This is a genomic window from Paenibacillus aurantius, assembly GCF_032268605.1.
Classification (GTDB): domain Bacteria; phylum Bacillota; class Bacilli; order Paenibacillales; family NBRC-103111; genus Paenibacillus_AO; species Paenibacillus_AO aurantius.
Genome location: NZ_CP130318.1, coordinates 5,968,052 through 5,985,479 on the forward strand (window position 1 = coordinate 5,968,052; position 17,428 = coordinate 5,985,479).

Consider the following 17,428-nt stretch of genomic DNA (forward strand, 5'->3'; position numbering starts at 1 on the left):
CGGTATCCGGGCCTTGATCGCCCGCTATCTAAATCTTATCCTTTCAGGCCGGTGGTGGCAATCCCTTCGACAAAGTGCTTCTGCGCCAGGAAGAAGATAATCACCGGCGGCAGAACCGAGAGAAGCGCCATGGCAAGCAGCTGGCCCCACGCGACCGCCGACTGGGTGTCCATGAACATTCGGACCGCGAGCGGAAGCGTGTATTTGTCCATCGTGTTCAAGTATATGAGCGGTCCGAAATATTCGTCCCAGCCCCAGATGAACGAGAAGATCATGACGGTGATAAGGGCGGGTTTCGTCAGCGGCAGCACGATGCGCCAGTAAATGCCGAACCAGGTGCAGCCGTCCATTTTGGCCGACTCGTCGAGCTCCCGCGGAATGCCCCGGATGAACTGCACGAGCAGGAAGATGAAGAACGCTCCCCCCATCGCCGAAGGGACGATGAACGGCAGGTACGTGTTGATCCAGTTGAAGGAATAGAACATCGAGTACTGCGGAATGAGCGTTACCTGGGCGGGCAGCATGAGCGTGAGCAGCAGCACCGAGAACCAGAAATTTTTGAGCGGGAAGGTCAGCCGGGCGAACCCGAACGCTACGAGACTGGCCGAAATAACATGCAGCACCGTTGTCGTCAGGTTAAGCTTGAGCGAATTCAGGTAGAAATACGTGAACGTATACTTCGGAAGGGCGTTCCAGCCCAGCGTGTAGTTCTCCCACATCCATTTCTTCGGGAAAAGGGTCGGCAGCGCGAGCTCCGGCGTCGTCTTGAACGAAGCCCCGATCCACCACAGCACCGGATAGAACATGAGCAGGCTGAAGGCCAGAAGCACGGCATGGGTGAGCAGCTTTCCTTTCCACGTCAGTTCCTTGTTCATGGCCCGTCAGCCCCTTTCCGATTCGTAGAAGACCCAGTATTTCGAAACCACGAAATTGATCGACGTGGCGACGGCTACCAGCACGAGCAGGATCCAGGCAAGCGCGGAGGCATACCCCATTTCCAGCGTACCGAACGCCTTGTTGTACAGGTAGAGCGCATAAATTTCCGTCGAGTTCATCGGGCCCCCGTTCGTGACAATGAAGGCCGAGGTGAACATCTGGAACGAGTTGATGATCCCCATCACCAGGTTGAACAAAATCACCGGGGACAGCATGGGAAGCGTGATGCTCAGGAATTGGCGGGTCTTGCTGGCTCCGTCGACGGAGGCCGCCTCGTACATCTCGGAAGGAATCTGCTTCAGCCCCGCGAGAAAAATAATCATCGCCGAGCCGAACTGCCACGCGCTAAGCAGAACGAGCGTGCCGAGAGCCGTTGAAGGCGTCCCGATCCAGTTTTTCGGGGTGATGCCGAACACCGTCACCACCTGGTTGATGAAGCCGTCGATCCCGAAGATGTTCTTCCACAGCACGGCCACCGCCAAGCTTCCTCCAATGAGGGAAGGCAGGTAGACGAGCGTCCGGTAGAACGAGATCCCGCGGATTTTGCGGTTCAGCAGCATGGCGACGAACAAGGCCACCGCGAGCTTCAGCGGCACGGACGTGAGCACGTACAGGAAGGTGACTTTCAGCGAGTTGTAAAAGAGCCGGTCATGCGCGATCGCCGAGAAGTTCTTGCCCCCGATCCACCGCGGTGCTTCAAGAAGGGAATAATCCGTGAACGACAGGTACATCGACTGAATCATGGGCCACAGCTGGAGCACCAGGAAGCCGAGCAGCCAGGGGGCGATAAACAAGTAGCCCGCAAGCGGCGCATTCCAGCGCTTCAGTAGTTTGCCCGATCGTGTCCGTTCCTGCGCCCGGGCGGCCGTTCTATCCATTTGAGCTTCCATGCGATCACCTCGTATGCTGGATTACTTCCAGTATAGAGGGGTTATGTAAGCGCTTGTATAAGAAGGATGCACGATTTCTTTCAATATTTTACGAGAATTCTCCCGGCATAAAAAGAAGCCCTGACGGGGCAGGGCCTCTGGTTCGCGGACGCGCTGACGGCCGTCGTGACGGCCGCAGCGGCTAGGAAGCAGGGGTCCGCCATATGGTGGATCCCCGTTAGGGGTGACGCCGAACTCCGGTCAAACGGACAGCCCGGAGGATCCGGACCGGTCCGCTTTCGTCACGAGTTCCAGCCTCCCAAAAGAAACGCGAGCGCCGCTATCGCAATAGAAGCGTTATAAAGAATGTCGAGCCAGTTTTTGGCCGGTGCCGTCACTCCTGTAATGGTCGTATAGACGGCGCGAACGGTAATCACGACGAGAGCAATTTGAAACAGCAGATAAGGAATCATTCCCTTTCCCTCCCTTCTGTCGCGGCCAAGCCGGTGCTGTCCGTCCGTGGTTCGCCCCCGCTTCGTGGAATGCAGGCAAAGGGGAGCGAAGGACGGCGGCCGCTTGGCCTTGCTCTATTCTATGTCTCTATCGCCGGTCTGCTTGTGCGTTTGCTAGTGCTTATCCGGCAACTTTGTCGGTGGGAGAGGTTTCGTAAGCGTACAAAAATGAAAAGGGAGCCTGAGAATAGAGGAACCCAGGGAGCGCATAGCTCAGAAAAGGAACGTGCCCCGGGCATAGAGCTCCCCGGTACCTTATAGCCCGGCAAAGGAACGTTTCCCGAGAAATAGAGGAACTCCAGTATCTTATTGCCCAAAAAAGAAGCGTTTCCCCGGACATAGAGGAACCCCAGTTCGCTATTCCACCGGTAAACGGGCTTTAAAGGCCTGTTTTCCCCCTAATAGAGGAACAGAGTTCCTCTCCTAACCAGGAAGCCGCTCCAGGAGAGGGAATAGAGAATTCTAGTTCCTCTATTTCCTCGATAGTTCTCTATCCCTTCCAACAGATCATCCGCTGCGCTCTTCAAAAGGATTTCCGGGGGCTTTTGTCGAATGGAGAAAGAACCCTGCCCTTATGGGCCAGGAAAGGAGCGGTTCCCATCCGATACGTTAAAGAATTTTTCGGACACCGGGATGTCCAGATTATGTCCGTGCTTGCCGCGCTGGGCTGGATCCTTACGGGAGGGCAGCTTCTGCGGGCCGGCATCTGGGCGGCGCTCGCCGCCGGGGCCCTTACCTATACCGTAAGCGAATACGGGTTTCACCGGTATCTTTTTCACTTGAAGCCGCCCCGCCATCCCCGGCTCCATGCCCTTCTCCGCCGTCTGCATTACCAGCACCACGCGGAGCCTGACGATCTGGCCTTCATCCTGCTGCCCGTTTGGTACAGTCTGCCGCTTATGGCGGGCGTTACGGGGCTGGTGTATGGGCTGACGGGCGACCCTTCGGTCACGGCGGCTTTTTTCACAGGGACCTCCACCTACCTGCTGTATTACGAATGGACGCATTACGCCGCCCACCGTCCCCTGATTCCGTGGACGCCCTGGGGCCGCCGGATGAAGAAGCTCCACCTTCTGCATCATTACCAGAACGAGCATCATTGGTTCGGGGTGACGAATACGGTCTATGACCGGATGCTCGGCACGCTGCCTCCTCCCCGGGAGGCTGGAAAAAGCCCGACGGTGCGTAATCTGGAGTCCTAGTGCCATCCGGTAGCTTTGTTGGCGGGAAAGTCTCTTGATGCCCAAAAACGGGCCGAAGCCGGGTTCGGCTCCTTTCCTGGTACCGCTGGGGCAACGGTTGGGAGCTTCGGCTTGTGGGTTCCAAGCTTTTGCTTGTGGGTTACGGCTTGTGAGTTACGGCTTGCGACGTCCGTGCTGGTTACCGCTTGTGGGCCAAGACCTTTGGACTCCGCCTGCCTAGCCTTCTTCCCGTTTCTTCGCGGCCGAGACCAGCTCTTCGTACTTTAGCCGGAGCAGCCCGATGGCTGCCGCCGCGTCCCCCTCTGACGTCAAGTAGAAGGAAACCCACCCGGAATCGGGATAGATGTGATGAGGCTTCGCCCGGCCGCTGCCGACAAGCTCATCACGCACGGCCTTTCTCATCGGCAGATCGAGCAGGGTGTCGCCGTGCAGGTGCCCGATCTCCTTCCCCTCGAACTGAAACTCGATCCCTCCGAACCGGTGAGGACCCTCGGTCACTCCCGGCCATCCGGACAGCTCTTCGCTAATGATTTCCCTTGCTCTTCCTTCCATTCTCCCATTCCTCCTAATGATTGGTTTCTGCTGATCCTTTCCTTGAATCTCGGGCGAATCGTTCATCCTGTTTTCCGGCTTTTACCCCTCCCAGGCTCCCTTCTCTCCTGCGGCCGCCATCCGGTAGGCACACCACATCAACCCGTGCAGCAAAGCCAGAGCGAGATACAGGTTGCTGAACCCTATCGCGCTATCGTTCCCTTGGAACGGGTTCCATCCGACGGAAGCCCCCTGCAAAGCCATAATCCCGTAGATTCCTGACGCCATCCCCTGGGCCAGGAAGCCCGTCATCGAGAACAGCCCCATCCCCACTCCGGTCCGGTCCTTCGGCAGCGACTGCGAGACGAGATGGGACATCGCAATCTGGTAAAAGGACTGGCCCACGTTGCCCAGTGCCAGCACAAGAGACACGACCCAGGGAGGGCTTCCGGCAAAAGTGGACAGGAGCAGGAAGCAGGCGTTGAGCAGGCCGGCGGCGATCGTGATCAGATAGGCGTTCCCTTTGCGGTCGGCCAGTCTCCCGGCCTTCCTCCCTAATAGGGCGGAGGCCGCCGCGGCGGGAACCATGGCAAAGCCGATCCACGTGGAGCTCAGGTGATGAACATCGGCGAGCAGAACCGGGGACAAGAAATAAAGCGAGACCCCGATTCCGCTGACGAGAAAGGCGGCCGCCAGGGCGGCGGTGTACTTGCCGTTCTGGAACAGCGCCGGATCGATAAACGGCTCTTTGGCATACCGGATCCGAATGGCAAACAGAAGGAGGAGTCCCCCGGCTGCCAGCAGGTAGGCCCCGTGCAGGCTGGTGACGCCGAGGAGCAGACTGGCCGTCCCTGCGGCCAGCAGGGCCCCGCCCAGCCAGTCGAAGGAGGGGCGGGTGTCTTTGGCCTCCAAGTCGAGATGCTTCCGATACAGCGGAAGCAGCAGAAGCAGGAGCAGGGAGGGCATAAACAGCCACCGCCAGTGGGCCACGCTGATGATGAGCGCCGAGACGACGGGCCCGAGCGCGCCGCCGATCGCCAAGCCGACGGCCGTCATGCCAAAGGCCCGGCCTCTTCGCTCCGGTGGGAAGTACTTGACCGGAATGAGGAGAGCGGCGGCCGGGATGGCCGCGGCTCCCGCCGACTGCAGGCATCGTCCGAGCAGGGCGGCCGGGAAGGAATGGGAGACCAGGCCGACGAAGGAGCCTGCAGCGAACAGCAGCAGCCCGAAGGTCAGGAGGCTTCGGAGCTGGAACCGGTCCGCCAGCTTCCCGTACGTCACCGTACCGAAGGCGTAGATCAGCGCATAGGAGGAGGAAAGCCAGCTTGCCTCGGCCAGGCTGAGCCCGAACTCCCGGCTGATTTGCGGAAGCACGGCATGGAACAGCAAAGCGCTCATGGAAGACATCATCACGGTAAGCATCATCAGCCGCATGAGGATGGGTCCTTTGGTCTCCGGGTTTGGGGAGGCCAGGGTGGACGTTGAATTCATACAGACACACTCCTTCTCAAATGTATGCAAGTGCATACTTTCATTATGCGGAATAAAAAGGCTAGGGGGTCATGGCCCTAGCAAACAGTGCGCAGCTCTCCTCGATAAACGCCTCCAGCGAAGCCCCATGCTTCGGGGTATCCGGACCGAGCCCGCTGGCGAAGGCTCCGTAATTCATCCACATGAAGGACAGCGCGCTTAGTTCCGGGTCGGCGACCGTCACCTTCTTTTTCTCCGCCATAGCGGCCAAATAGTCGGCCATCAGCTTCTTCAGCTGCACCGGATGGCGTGCCGCCTCCCGGTAAACCTCCTCCGGCAGGCTGCCGCTCCCCTTCTGGGCGATGGAGAGGAGCTTGCGGTTGCGGTGCATGAGCCGGTGGTACATCCGGCTGACCGTGACCAAGTCCTCCTGCAGGCTCCCGGTCAGCTCTTCCTCGAACAGCTTCGTCATCTCCCCGGCATAATGAAACCGGTGAAAGGCCGCTTCGAGCAGTCCCTGCTTCGTTCCGAAGCGGCGGAACAGCGTGACCTCGTTAACCCCGGCCGCCGCTGCGATTTCCTTCGTTGTCGTTCCGTCGTAGCCTTTCTCCGCCATCAGCTCAATGGCCGCCTGCAGAAGCTTGTCGGACGTGTCGGTGTGGGTGGTCATGGCTAACTCCTTATATGCAAGTGATCACTTACATTCCCATCATAATTCCATCTCTCCCTCTTGTCAACATCAGGAAAAAAGAAAGGGCTGCCAGCCTCCCTGCCCATCCCCCGGAACGATATGCTATAATTCCCCATATAACGAACCGGCTTCTTCCCTTTTGAAAAGGCCGCCTGCGGCCAGGGGGCCAGCCTGCATAGAGAGGATTTATCGGATCATGACGTTTCCCGTTTACCTGCACCTGGGGTCCCTCACGCTTCACCCCCATGCCGTGCTGGAATTTCTCGCGTATTTTATCGGATTTCGGGTGTACCTCTACACGCGAAGCAAGGAAAGGCTCGATGGCCGGAAGGCGATGTGGGTGGTGGTCGGGGCCACGCTGGGGGCCGCTCTGGGCTCCAAAATGCTGTACTGGTTCGAGGATCCGGCCTCGACAGCCGCTCACTGGAACGATCTCACCTACCTGATGATGGGCAAAACGATCGTGGGTGGTCTGTTAGGCGGCCTCATCGGCGTAGAATGGACGAAGAAGCGGATCGGCGTGACGCAGTCGACCGGGGATGACTTCGTTTTCCCCCTCATCACCGGAATGGCCATCGGCCGGATGGGCTGCTTCCTGACGGGGCTGTCCGACCATACGTACGGGACACCTACCGGCTGGTGGACCGGCGTTGATTTCGGGGACGGTATCCCGCGGCATCCGACCCAGCTGTACGAGATCGCCTTCCTGCTCGGCCTTGCGGCGGTCCTCGCCTACATCAAGGGTAGCATCCGCCGGGGCGAGGCGCGACTTCCTTCGGGGGCGCTTTTTCAGCTGTTCATGACCGGCTACCTGCTGTTCCGCTTTCTCGTCGATTTCATCAAGCCGACGCCCCATCCGTTCACCGGCCTCAACAACGTTCAGCTGGCCTGCCTGGCCGGACTCGTCTATTACGCCTTCCTCATCCGACGTTGGAGAACCCCTCCCGTGCAAGCGAAAGGAATGATCTAGTTGCCCAAAAACCGCCCTTATCTCTTCTACGAATTGACGAACAGCATCTGCTCCCAATGCCTCCGCAAGGCCGAGGCCAAGGTTATCTTCGAGAACGACCGGGTCTATCTGCAGAAATACTGCATGGTGCACGGCCCCGAGAAGGTGCTGATCTCCACCGACATCGACTATTACAAAAGGTGCAGGGAGTTCATCAAGCCAGCCGAAATGCCCCAGGTGTGGAATACGCCGATCCGATACGGCTGTCCGTACGACTGCGGCCTGTGCCCGGATCATGAGCAGCACAGCTGCCTGACGCTCATCGAGGTGACGGAACGCTGCAACCTGCAGTGCCCGATCTGCTATGCGGAATCGTCCCCGGAACGGGAGACGTTCCGGACGCTGGAGCAGATCGAGGCGATGCTCGATGCGGTTGTCCGCAACGAGGGCGAGCCGGATGTCGTGCAGATCAGCGGCGGGGAGCCTACGATCCATCCGCAGTTCTGGGAGATTCTCGATCTCGCCAAAACCAAGCCGATCAAGCACCTCATGGTGAACACGAACGGCATCCGCATCGCCCAGGACCGCGAATTCGCCCGCCGGCTGGCGGAGTACCTGCCCGGCTTCGAGCTGTATTTGCAGTTCGACAGCTTCGAGGCGGAAGCGCTTAAGGAGCTGCGGGGCGCGGACCTGCGCAGCATCCGGATGAAGGCGCTCGAGCACCTGAATGAGTTCAACGTTTCCACCACCCTAGTCGTGACCTTGAAGAAGGGCCTGAACGACAGCGAGGTCGGGAAAATCATCCAATTCGGCCTCGAGCAGCGCTGCGTCCGCGGCGTCACGTTCCAGCCGATCCAGGCCGCGGGGCGGCTTGAGGATTTCGACCCGGCCGTGGACCGGCTGACGCTGTCCGAGGTGCGGCAGATGATCATCGACCAGTCCGGCGTGTTCCGCGCCGAGGACATGATCCCGGTACCGTGCCACCCGGATTCGCTCGCGATGGGCTATGCCTTGAAGCTCGGCGGAGAAGCCGTGCCTCTCACCGGCCTGATCGACCCCGACGTGCTTCTCGAGGGCGGCCGCAACACGATCGTGTTCGAGCAGGATGCCTCCTTGCGGTCGAAGATTTTCGAGCTGTTCTCGACGAATCACTCGCCCGCTTCCCAGGCGCTTTCGCTGAAGAGCCTCCTGTGCTGCCTTCCGCTCGTGTCGGTGCCCGAGCATGTCGGGTACGATAACGTGTTTCGTGTGCTGATCATGCAGTTTCTCGATCCGTATAATTTCGACGTCCGCTCGGTCAAAAAGTCCTGCGTCCACATCGCGCATCCGGACGGACGGATTATTCCTTTTGACACGTACAATCTGTTCTACCGCGGGGACCAGGAAGCCAAGCTTCAGAAGCTCCGCGATGAAATCGTACCCGCCGGGGGGAGACGCGAATGAGCAAAGAACCGAAGATCTGGTCAAAGAAGGAAGTGTGGAAAGGCATCGGCCTTCTGGCGCTTCTTCATCTGCTGCTGTTCGTGTTCCCTGTCGGATTCTTCATGATCGGAATCGCCCAGCTGGTGTACGTGATCCCGGCTCTGATCCTGCTCCGCCGAAACCAGGGCATGATGCAGGGGGTTCTGATCGGGGCGGGCATTACGCTCCTGCTGAACATCGCCTGCTTCGGGTATGTCCTCACGGGCGGACTCGGCTCTATGGGGTAGACCCTTTTTTATTCAAGAAGCGGAGGAACCCTTGTGCTGGAAAAAGTTCTGCTAGTCGCCCTCTTCACCCTGCTCATTCATATGGCCGAGACGCTCGCCTATGGAATCCGGCTGGCCGGCATTCGCACGGGCAAGCTGGCGGCGGCGCTGTCGCTCACCGGCATTGTGCTGCTTCTGGCGCGTACCTCCAACATGATCCAGGGGCCGATGACGGCTACCGTCGTGCAATACGCCCGGTCCCATGCGGAGTATGACCTGCTGGGCCATTTTCGGATCATTATTGCCGGAGCTTCGGCCGGTACGCTTCTGGCGATGCTGCTGCTTCCGACCGTCGTTTCCCTCTCGACCCGGGTGCTGGCCCACCTGGAGGAAGCGGGCTCCTTCCCGCAAATGATGCGCACCTCCGTCACTCTGGACCGCCTGCGCCGGGCTGGAGGCCACCTGCGCCCTCCCACTCGTCAAATGCTCGCCAGGCTGCGGATCGGAGGCATTCCAAAACGGCTGCTCCTCACCAATGTCGTTGTCACCGCCATCTATACGATCGGGGTGCTCTCCGCCCTGGTCGCCTCTTACCTCTATCCCGATTACCGGGATGCCGCCTCCCAGGCTTCCGGCTTGATCAACGGGGTGGCCACCGTCCTGCTGGCGATGCTGATTGATCCACAAGTTGCGCTGCTAACGGACAAGGTGCTGCGCGGAGAGAAATCCCCTTCGGCCATGAGCAAAATGTTCGGCATCCTCATGGTTTCCCGCCTGTGCGGAACCTTGCTGGCCCAGCTGCTGCTGCTTCCTGCCGCCCACTGGATCGCCTGGATCGTCCGATTTTTTTAATAGCGGGGCCGTCCCCTGAATATACATATTCCATCTTCGGTTCCCGTTCGCCGAATCCGAAAGGTGGAATGCCCTGTGTTCTTAGAGGTGGAAAAAGGTGTCCGCCTTTTCGTTCAGGACCTGAACCCCGGTGCCGGAAGCCGCCCGGTGGTCTGGGTCCACGGCTGGCCGGCCAATCACCGGATGTTCGAGTACCAGCTGAACGTTTTCCCGCAGCGGGGGTACCGCTGCATCGCCCTCGACCTGCGCGGGTTCGGCCAGTCCGATAAGCCGTGGCACGGGTATTCGTATGACCGGCTGGCGGACGACTTGGCCGCCGTTCTCGAAACGCTTCAGGTGGAGAATGCCGCCTTGGTCGGGTTCTCGATCGGCGGGGCCATCTCGATCCGCTATATGGCCCGGCATAACGGACTCCGGATCGGCCGCCTCGCCTTGGTGGACGCGGCGGCGCCTGTCTTCGTCAAGCGGCCGGATTATCCGTTCGGCCTGCCGGTGAGTCAGGTGAACGACCTGATCCGGGAAACCTATCACAACCGCCCGCGGATGCTGGCCGAATTCGGAGGGATGTTCTTCAACCGCAACCTGGGCCCGGAGCTTCTCGGGTGGTTTCAGGGACTGGGGCTGGAGGCTGCCTCCTACGCCACGATCCAGTGCCTGGTTTCGCTGCGGGACGAGGACCTAAGGCCAGATCTGGAGAAGATCCGGGTGCCGACCGGGATTTTCCACGGGGTGCATGACCGGATTGTGCCGTTCCCGAGCGCTCAGGTGCTTCATAAGGAGATTCCCGGCTCGCGGCTGTACCCTTTTGCCAACAGCGGACACGGCGTCGTGATCGACGAGATGGAGGCCTTTAACGCGACGCTGCTGGCTTTTCTCCAGTGAGCCGGTTGGGCTCCCCGGCAGTCTGAACGGACTAGAGACGGCTCCGCGGAAGACGGGCCGATCCCAGGAAGACGCCCTCCTCTAACCAGGAACTACAAAAGCCAGGACTGGGGTCAAGCGACCCTTTCGTCCTGGCTTTTGTTCTTGACGAAGCGGCAGCAGGCCCGGTCCGGGTGGATCCCCGTCCCCGTTCCGACCCCCACACGGGCCTTAGCTTCGGAGTCCGGTTATCCCTTCCGCTCGTATACCTTCTCCCCTTCGACCATCGTCCACAGCACCTCGAAGCCGTCGTCCAGCAGGACGAGATCGGCATCGGCGCCGGGGGCGATTCGGCCTTTGGCCGGCAGGCCAAGCACGTCGGCCGGTGTCCGGGTCGCCATGGTGACGGCATCGGCCAGCGGAATGCCGGCGTGGACCGCCTTGGCCAGCGCCTCGTTCATCGTCACGGTGCTCGAGGCGAGGGTGCCGTCCGCGAGGGTGGCGACGCCCTCCGCTACCGTCACGTCATGGCCGCCGAACCGGTAGGTTCCGTCCCCCATGCCCATGGCCTGCAGCGCGTCGGTGATGAGCACCATACCGGCCGGCCCCTTCTCGCGGTACATGAGCCTCACGATGGCCGGATGCAGGTGAACGTCGTCGACGATGGCTTGCACGCTGACCTGCTTCTCCTCGAAGGCGGCTACGACCATCCCCGGATCCCGGTGATGAATCGGCCTCATGCCGTTGAAGCAGTGCGTGATATGGCTGACGCCGCACCGGAACGCTTCCTTGGCCTGTTCGTAAGTCGCATCCGAGTGGGCCGCAGCCGCGACAATGTCTCTATCCTTCAGGAAGGCGATCATCTCCAGGCCGCCGGGGATCTCGGGAGCCAGGGTGACCATGCGGATCAAGGAGCCTGCCGCCTCCAGGATCCGGGTCATCTCCTCCTGATCCGGGTGACGGAGGAAGCGCTCGTTCTGCATCCCCTTTCTCTTCACGTTCAGGTAAGGCCCTTCGATATGCATTCCGGCGATCCGGGCACCGGGCTCCCGGCCGACCGACCGCGAAACACTCGCAATCATCTCGAGCAGGTCTTCCAGCGTAGACGAGACGGAGGTGGCGAGAAACGACGTACAGCCGGTACGGGCACAAACCCGGGAGACGACCTCCACGCTCTCCAGCGTTCCGTCCATCATGTCGTGTCCCTCGGCTCCGTGGATATGGACGTCGATCATCCCCGGGATAAGCAGACGTCCTCCCCCGTCGATCTCTGTATCCGCCATCGTTCCATCCGGGACGGGCTCGTTCTTCCACACTTGCTCGATCCGGCCGTTCCGGATTAGAACGGCCCCTTCCTGGGGCTCTTGGCCGTCGGCTATACGCACATGGCGAATGATTTGGCTGGTCATGGTGCAGTAGCTCCTCTCCATGCTGCTGGCTTGCTTATCCGTGAACTGGCTGGCGGCGATTGCCGGCTCAGCGCGGTTCGGACAAGTCCGTTTCCCTCAGTGTACCGCGGCAGGCGGAATTGGGCAATCCGGAGGCCGCTTGGCCTAGCCCTTCGTCTCCAAGACCATCTCGTCGCAAACGCTAAAAACCCCGCCGAAAGGCTTGCGCCTGACGGTGGGGTTAGGGTCTTGCGTTTGGTCTTATGCTTTCCCTTCGGTATCTGCCGGGAAAGCGGCCATCCTCTTACGAGTACCGGAACAGCGTCCCCATCGTAGTCGGCTGGCGGTAGCCTTCGTAAGCGGCTTCCGCTTCCTCGATCCGGTAAATCCCGCTCACGAGCGGAGCCACGTTAATGCGGCCCTCGGCGAGCAGCCGGATGTATTCGCGGGTATTCCGGCCTTCCGTCCAGCGGACGTAGCCGATCGGGTAGTCCCGGTTCTCCCGCTCATAGCCGGCATCGTACCGGCCGGGTCCGCCTGCCCGGGAGATGAGCACCTGCGCTTCCTTCCCGAACATCGCGGAGCGGGTGTATTCCGTGGTCAAGTCTCCGACGATGACCACTTTGCCGCGGTCGCGGATCCACTGGAAGGAGCGGTTGATGAGCTCCATCCCCGGGCCTCCCGCGCACAGCAGGATGCTGTCGGCGCCGAATCCGCCGGTGGCGGCGGGAAGGGCCGCCTCCAGCTCGTCCTGCGAGGCGAAGGCCGCCACGCGGGCGACCTCGCCCAGCTTCGCGGCCCGCTCGGCGGACAAGTCGAGGCCGAGCGTGACCACGGCCGAGGCATCGGCGATCTGGGCGATCAGGTTGCCCAGGATGCCAAGCCCGACGACGACGGCGGATTCGCCGAAGCGGAGGTCCGCCGTCCGCAGGGCATGGATCGCAATGGCTCCAAGCCCCGCAAAGGCCGCTTCCTCCGGCTTTACGTGAGCCGGAACAAGGGCCGTCAGGTTCGACGGAACGGCGAGCAGCTCGGCGTGCTTGACGTACGGGGCGCCGTAGCAGGCTACCCGTTGGCCGGGCTCCAAGCCTGTCACGCCCTCACCCAGCTTCTCGACAATCCCTACGGCACTGTAGCCGAGGCCCACGGGCACCTCGCCCGAGCGCTTGGTCATCGTCAGCTCCGTTCCCGGGCTGACGGCGGAATATTCCGTGCGGATAAGCACGTGACCGGCCGGTAGCTCCGGCTCCGGCATCGTTATCATGACAATCTTTCCGTTTTGGGCGGCTGCCGCTCTCATAATTTTCTCCTCCGGTTAGCCGATTGGTCTGCCGCTTCGTTTCGGCGGTAATCACTTGGCGATAATCCGTAATATTTTTTGAACGTATTGGTGAAGGTTGAGGAATTCAAATACCCGGTCAGCTCCCCGATCTCCGAGACGCTCTTGTCGGTCGTCTTCAGGAGCTCTTTCGCATGGGAGAGCCGTACCCGGTTCAGGTAATCCACGAAATTGACGCCGAACGTCTTCTTGAAATAATTAGAGAAATATTTTGGCGTCGTTCCATAAGCCTCGGCCATCGCATCGAGGTGAAGGTTCTCCCGGTAGCTGCTCTTGAGATGATGCGCAATGGCCGCCGGATTCAGCTTCGTTTTCCGGCTGGAGGCTCCCTTGGCCGCAATAATCTCTACCGCCTCAAACAGCGCCTCCCGGATTTCCTCGACGCTTAAAGAGACCTCGAGTTTCCGAAGAAAAGCCGACTCCAGAGCAAGAATGTCCTCCCCGTCGGCATCGCTCATCTCGAGCGGGCGCAGCAGGCAGTAGAACAAGGTTCGCGCCACCGCATCCAGCTGGTGATGGTGAACATGCCGCCGGACGTTCTCCGTTAGGACGGCATCCACCGCGACCTGGCAGTCCGCCACATTGCCCCCGGCAAGCGTATTCGCCGCCTTCTCGATTTCATCGAGGGGAAAATGGGCTTTCCAGGTAAAGCGGATGGCCCCGTAATCGGTGACGGCATCCCGGGAATCCGCCTGCCGGTAGAGCCGGCAGTCCAACAGATCACGGTAAGCGGCCGGGCAGTTCCCGATCTTCGATTCGTAGAACCGGCTGACCGCCGCCGTAGCTGAGAAGCCCTGCCAAGCCCCCTCCTCGGCCCGCTCCAGGAAGGAGCGGATCTGCCGGACGGTCTCTTCCCGTTCCGTGGAACGCTTGACCCCGATCAGGGCAAGGAAGGACAACCGGGATGCATGAAACACGAACACCCGGGTCGTCAGCCGGCTTCCGAGCCCGGCTTGGATTGCTTCGGAGAGCTCTTCCACCGAATCCAGAGGACCTTCCCCCCCGGGCTCGGGACGCAGCTGGAAGGACGCCAGCACGAAGCCCTTCTCCTGGAAGAACTCGGAGAAGGACTGCTGCGTTCTCAGCTCCTTCGTCCGTGACAGCGGCACTCCGTCGAGCGCCTGCAGGAAGGCGTCCCGCCGCATGTCCGCCCGGTCGAGCTCGAGCTGTTCCTTCAGCCGTTCGTTCTCCTTCTGCAGACGGCCGACGCCGGCCAGAATCGTCCCAAAATCGGCTGTCCCCCTTTCCCGGCCGCCTACCAGCTTGACGATTTGGGAAACCGGCTTATACAGATACCGGCTGAGCAGGATGGACAGCAGAATAGCGATTCCGATGGCAATTCCCATAATCGTCCGGTTCGCCGAAGCGACCGACTGCAGATTGGCGAACTGGTACGGGGCCTTGTTGATGTAAAGGAACCCGTTGAAGTCAGAGCGGTAGAAGGTGTATTCGTAATCTTTACGCTGAACCGTTCCGTCGGGGCCGACTCCCCTGTTCATGTCATTCAGAAGCTGAACCAGATCCCAGCTGTCCTCCGTGTTGAGCACCGCATTCCGCTCTTCGTCCAGCACGAGAAGCGAGGTCCCCTCCATCATGGCTTCCTGATTGGCCTGCCGGAGAAGCTTATCCGCATCCATGAAAACCATAATGTTCTGGTCGGCCACTTGATTGTTGCTGAGCACTACAAGCAGCTTGCGGGATGGCCCGTTCCGTGCCGAATAATAATCGGCCGGGTAAATTTTCTGCGGATGCTTGTTCAATGCCGTGGATTTCCAGTACGCCGCCGAGTAGGTCCGGTTGTTGTACTTCTGTCCGATCAGCTCACTAAGATCGATGGTTCCCGTGGACGTTATGGCCAAATCCGCCCCTTTGTAGAACAGCACCACATCCTCGATGTAGTTATTGGCGGAGATGACCGTCCCGATCTGCTTCTGAAGCATATACACGCTGTGCATGTCCAGGTTTCCCGAGCCGTCGATGGCGCGATAAGGCAGCACGTTGATGGAGAAGATGATGTCGTTAACATCCTTGAAGCTTTCATCAAACGAGCGGATGATGTTCTTTACGACGAGCTGGTTGTTCTCTTTGACCTCGTTATAGATGCCCGAGATGGAGTTGCGGAACACCATATAGTTCGACGTAAACATGATGATGGCCACCAGCAGCAGAGCGAAGAAGATGCGCAGCAGGCCTTGGTTCGCAGTCATACGGAATCTAAGCATCTCCGAGCCCCCTTTGTGGTTAGCAGGGAAACCGGAACGGTTTCGCATAGAGACCTTATTCGACAAAAAGAGCCATTATCCCTTCTCGGAGCCGAGCATGATTCCTTTTGCAAAATATTTCTGGGCAAACGGGTAAACGAGCAGAACCGGAACCATGGACACGAAAATAGTCGCGTTCTTCATCGCCTGAGGGGTTATGGCCGACTGGTCGACCAGGCTGTTCTGCTGGGTCGAATCGAAGAACAGCATATCCCTAAGCACGACCTGCAGCGGATAAAGCTTCGTGTCATTCAAGTAGATCATAGGAATAAAGAAGCTGTTCCAGTGGCCCATGAAATAGAACAAGCCGATGGAAGCAAGCGCCGGCTTCGAAAGCGGCAGGATGATGCTGAAGAGAATCCGGTATTCGGACGCCCCGTCAATCAAGGCCGATTCCCGCAGGGAGCCGGACATGTTCTCATAGAAGCTTTTCAGAATAAGAAGCTCCATCGTCCAGATGGCGTTCGGGATAACGATGGCCCAGATCGAGTCGATCATGTGCAGCTTCTGCACGATGAGATAAGTCGGAATAATTCCGCCGTTCAGGAACATCGTCAGGACAATCGCAATCATAAAGTACTTGCGGCCAAAAAAGTTCGGACGCGACAGCGGATAAGCCGCAACTGCCGTCATGAGCAGGTTAATCCCCGTGCCGAGCGTGGTATAAATGATGGTATTCAGGTACGCCCGCGGAATTTTGGGATCGTTGAAAATCTTCTGGTAGGCTTCCAGGGTGAAGCCCTTCGGCCACAGGAAGACCTTGTTCTGCACGATATAAGCCGTATCGCTGAAGGAGATGGCTACGATATAGATGACCGGATAGAGGGTGACCACGCCTACCAGACCGAGGATGAGCACAAGCACCCAGTCGAGAAGCGTATAACGCGATCGTGTGGCCCTAATGCTTACCATAATCCTTTCCCCCCTGCGCGTTTGCTGACAAAATTCGTTAGGAGCAGCATGACCAGGGCGATCATGGACTCGAACAGCCCGACGGCTGAAGCATAGCTGTAGTTTGTTTCCAACAGCCCTTTGCGGTACACATATGTGGAGAAGACGTCGGCCACCTCATAGGTCATCGGGCTGTACAGAAGGAGAACCTTCTCATAGCCGATCCGGAACATGGCACCGCTCTTCAGGATGAACATAATGACAATGGTCGGCATGATGCTCGGAATGGTAATGTAGCGCATCATATGAAACCGGCTCGCTCCGTCCACCTTGGCCGCTTCATAGAGCGAAGGATCAATCGCGGCGATGGCCGCCAGGTAGATGATCGCATCGTAGCCCATATGCTGCCAGATGTCGGTGGAAATGTAGATGGTCCGGAACCATTCCGGTGCCGCCAGGAAATAGGTCGGGGTGAACCCGAATGCTTTCAACAGCTCGTTAATTAAGCCGTGCGTCGGCGACAGGAAGTCGATAATCATACTGCTGACGATAACTACGGAAAGAAACGAGGGCAGGTAACTGAACGTCTGAACCCATTTCTTGAACCGGATAAACCGGACTTCGTTAAGCATAACGGCGAACAGAATCGGAAACGGAAACGCCCACAGGAGCGTAAAAAGGCCGAGCTGCAAGGTGTTCCGGAAGAGAATCCAGAAATCCGGGCTGTCAAAAAACCGACGGAAATGCTCCAGACCGACCCACGGGCTGTCCAGAATTCCCTGATATACATTGTAATCCTTGAACGCGATGATCAAGCCGTAGATCGGGCCGTACCGGAAAAGGATAAAGAACACGATACAGGGAAGAAAAAGGATAAGAAGCTGACGGTCTTGTTTAATATGGCGCCAAACTGACGAAAGGCGGGACGGGTTCTTCTGCCTCGTCAGCTCCGCTTGTGTCAACTGCATGGCCCCTCCTCCTACTCTTT

17 protein-coding genes are annotated in these 17,428 nt (G+C 59.2%); 6 read left to right on the forward strand and 11 right to left on the reverse strand.

Features of this window, described 5'->3' with window-relative positions; all coding sequences use genetic code 11:
• Positions 1–35 precede the first annotated feature (35 nt).
• From MJA45_RS27040 to MJA45_RS27050, 3 genes are all read right to left on the reverse strand, one after another.
• Complete coding sequence (locus tag MJA45_RS27040) at positions 36–875, reverse strand: carbohydrate ABC transporter permease (protein WP_315604990.1); 840 nt, start codon at positions 873–875, stop codon at positions 36–38.
• Positions 876–881: 6 nt separating this feature from the next.
• On the reverse strand, positions 882–1,826 hold the full coding sequence (locus MJA45_RS27045) for a carbohydrate ABC transporter permease (protein WP_407083087.1): 945 nt from the start codon (positions 1,824–1,826) through the stop codon (positions 882–884).
• Positions 1,827–2,107: 281 nt separating this feature from the next.
• The gene (locus tag MJA45_RS27050) at positions 2,108–2,278 is read right to left on the reverse strand and encodes a hypothetical protein (RefSeq protein WP_315604991.1); all 171 of its coding nucleotides are present in this window, start codon (positions 2,276–2,278) and stop codon (positions 2,108–2,110) included.
• Between the two features lie 683 nt (positions 2,279–2,961).
• Here MJA45_RS27050 and MJA45_RS27055 point away from each other — a divergent pair.
• A complete protein-coding gene (locus tag MJA45_RS27055; protein ID WP_315604992.1) occupies positions 2,962–3,519 on the forward strand; it encodes a sterol desaturase family protein in 558 nt (185 codons plus the stop codon).
• 216 nt (positions 3,520–3,735) lie between these two features.
• Here MJA45_RS27055 and MJA45_RS27060 read toward each other — a convergent pair whose 3' ends face one another.
• From MJA45_RS27060 to MJA45_RS27070, 3 genes are all read right to left on the reverse strand, one after another.
• On the reverse strand, positions 3,736–4,071 hold the full coding sequence (locus MJA45_RS27060; RefSeq protein WP_315604993.1) for a luciferase domain-containing protein: 336 nt from the start codon (positions 4,069–4,071) through the stop codon (positions 3,736–3,738).
• 81 nt (positions 4,072–4,152) lie between these two features.
• Positions 4,153–5,541, reverse strand: a complete 1,389-nt coding sequence (locus tag MJA45_RS27065; protein ID WP_315604994.1) for an MFS transporter — start codon at positions 5,539–5,541, stop codon at positions 4,153–4,155.
• A 61-nt stretch (positions 5,542–5,602) separates the two neighbouring features.
• Positions 5,603–6,190, reverse strand: coding sequence for a TetR/AcrR family transcriptional regulator (locus MJA45_RS27070; RefSeq protein WP_315604995.1), 588 nt, complete (start codon positions 6,188–6,190; stop codon positions 5,603–5,605).
• Positions 6,191–6,407: 217 nt separating this feature from the next.
• Here MJA45_RS27070 and MJA45_RS27075 point away from each other — a divergent pair, with 217 nt between their 5' ends.
• The 5 genes from MJA45_RS27075 to MJA45_RS27095 all read left to right on the forward strand — a co-directional run bounded on the left by MJA45_RS27075 (position 6,408) and on the right by MJA45_RS27095 (position 10,582).
• On the forward strand, positions 6,408–7,181 hold the full coding sequence (locus tag MJA45_RS27075) for a prolipoprotein diacylglyceryl transferase (protein WP_315604996.1): 774 nt from the start codon (positions 6,408–6,410) through the stop codon (positions 7,179–7,181).
• Positions 7,182–8,603, forward strand: coding sequence for a radical SAM protein (locus MJA45_RS27080; RefSeq protein WP_315604997.1), 1,422 nt, complete (start codon positions 7,182–7,184; stop codon positions 8,601–8,603). It abuts the gene before it with no gap.
• Positions 8,600–8,869 carry a hypothetical protein gene (locus tag MJA45_RS27085; RefSeq protein ID WP_315604998.1) on the forward strand — a complete coding sequence of 90 codons (270 nt, stop codon included), beginning with the start codon at positions 8,600–8,602 and terminating at the stop codon, positions 8,867–8,869. The genes MJA45_RS27080 and MJA45_RS27085 overlap by 4 nt, the downstream gene beginning before the upstream one ends.
• 36 nt (positions 8,870–8,905) lie before the next feature.
• Positions 8,906–9,700 carry a lipid II flippase Amj family protein gene (locus tag MJA45_RS27090; protein WP_315608114.1) on the forward strand — a complete coding sequence of 265 codons (795 nt, stop codon included), beginning with the start codon at positions 8,906–8,908 and terminating at the stop codon, positions 9,698–9,700.
• A gap of 75 nt (positions 9,701–9,775) precedes the next feature.
• Positions 9,776–10,582, forward strand: a complete 807-nt coding sequence (locus tag MJA45_RS27095; protein ID WP_315604999.1) for an alpha/beta fold hydrolase — start codon at positions 9,776–9,778, stop codon at positions 10,580–10,582.
• A gap of 227 nt (positions 10,583–10,809) precedes the next feature.
• Here the strand turns inward: MJA45_RS27095 and nagA are convergent, their stop codons facing one another.
• The 5 genes from nagA to MJA45_RS27120 all read right to left on the reverse strand — a co-directional run bounded on the left by nagA (position 10,810) and on the right by MJA45_RS27120 (position 17,408).
• A complete protein-coding gene (gene nagA / locus MJA45_RS27100) occupies positions 10,810–11,970 on the reverse strand; it encodes an N-acetylglucosamine-6-phosphate deacetylase (RefSeq protein WP_315605000.1) in 1,161 nt (386 codons plus the stop codon).
• A 283-nt stretch (positions 11,971–12,253) separates the two neighbouring features.
• Positions 12,254–13,249, reverse strand: a complete 996-nt coding sequence (locus MJA45_RS27105) for a zinc-dependent alcohol dehydrogenase (protein ID WP_315605001.1) — start codon at positions 13,247–13,249, stop codon at positions 12,254–12,256.
• The gene (locus MJA45_RS27110; RefSeq protein ID WP_315605002.1) at positions 13,246–15,510 is read right to left on the reverse strand and encodes a helix-turn-helix transcriptional regulator; all 2,265 of its coding nucleotides are present in this window, start codon (positions 15,508–15,510) and stop codon (positions 13,246–13,248) included. The genes MJA45_RS27105 and MJA45_RS27110 overlap by 4 nt, the downstream gene beginning before the upstream one ends.
• Positions 15,511–15,585: 75 nt before the next feature.
• Positions 15,586–16,461 (reverse strand): carbohydrate ABC transporter permease, encoded by an 876-nt coding sequence (locus MJA45_RS27115; RefSeq protein WP_315605003.1) that lies wholly within the window; start codon positions 16,459–16,461, stop codon positions 15,586–15,588.
• Positions 16,455–17,408, reverse strand: coding sequence for an ABC transporter permease (locus MJA45_RS27120; protein ID WP_315605004.1), 954 nt, complete (start codon positions 17,406–17,408; stop codon positions 16,455–16,457). The genes MJA45_RS27115 and MJA45_RS27120 overlap by 7 nt, the downstream gene beginning before the upstream one ends.
• Positions 17,409–17,428: the final 20 nt, after the last annotated feature.

Bases quoted from the DNA above. Each gene is read 5' to 3' on its own strand.
- MJA45_RS27040 (WP_315604990.1), bottom strand. From the start codon at position 875: ATGAACAAGGAACTGACGTGGAAAGGAAAGCTGCTCACCCATGCCGTG.
- MJA45_RS27045 (WP_407083087.1), bottom strand. From the start codon at position 1,826: ATGGAAGCTCAAATGGATAGAACGGCCGCCCGGGCGCAGGAACGGACA.
- MJA45_RS27050 (WP_315604991.1), bottom strand. From the start codon at position 2,278: ATGATTCCTTATCTGCTGTTTCAAATTGCTCTCGTCGTGATTACCGTT.
- MJA45_RS27055 (WP_315604992.1), top strand. From the start codon at position 2,962: ATGTCCGTGCTTGCCGCGCTGGGCTGGATCCTTACGGGAGGGCAGCTT.
- MJA45_RS27060 (WP_315604993.1), bottom strand. From the start codon at position 4,071: ATGGAAGGAAGAGCAAGGGAAATCATTAGCGAAGAGCTGTCCGGATGG.
- MJA45_RS27065 (WP_315604994.1), bottom strand. From the start codon at position 5,541: ATGAATTCAACGTCCACCCTGGCCTCCCCAAACCCGGAGACCAAAGGA.
- MJA45_RS27070 (WP_315604995.1), bottom strand. From the start codon at position 6,190: ATGACCACCCACACCGACACGTCCGACAAGCTTCTGCAGGCGGCCATT.
- MJA45_RS27075 (WP_315604996.1), top strand. From the start codon at position 6,408: ATGACGTTTCCCGTTTACCTGCACCTGGGGTCCCTCACGCTTCACCCC.
- MJA45_RS27085 (WP_315604998.1), top strand. From the start codon at position 8,600: ATGAGCAAAGAACCGAAGATCTGGTCAAAGAAGGAAGTGTGGAAAGGC.
- nagA (WP_315605000.1), bottom strand. From the start codon at position 11,970: ATGACCAGCCAAATCATTCGCCATGTGCGTATAGCCGACGGCCAAGAG.
- MJA45_RS27105 (WP_315605001.1), bottom strand. From the start codon at position 13,249: ATGAGAGCGGCAGCCGCCCAAAACGGAAAGATTGTCATGATAACGATG.
- MJA45_RS27110 (WP_315605002.1), bottom strand. From the start codon at position 15,510: ATGCTTAGATTCCGTATGACTGCGAACCAAGGCCTGCTGCGCATCTTC.
- MJA45_RS27115 (WP_315605003.1), bottom strand. From the start codon at position 16,461: ATGGTAAGCATTAGGGCCACACGATCGCGTTATACGCTTCTCGACTGG.
- MJA45_RS27120 (WP_315605004.1), bottom strand. From the start codon at position 17,408: ATGCAGTTGACACAAGCGGAGCTGACGAGGCAGAAGAACCCGTCCCGC.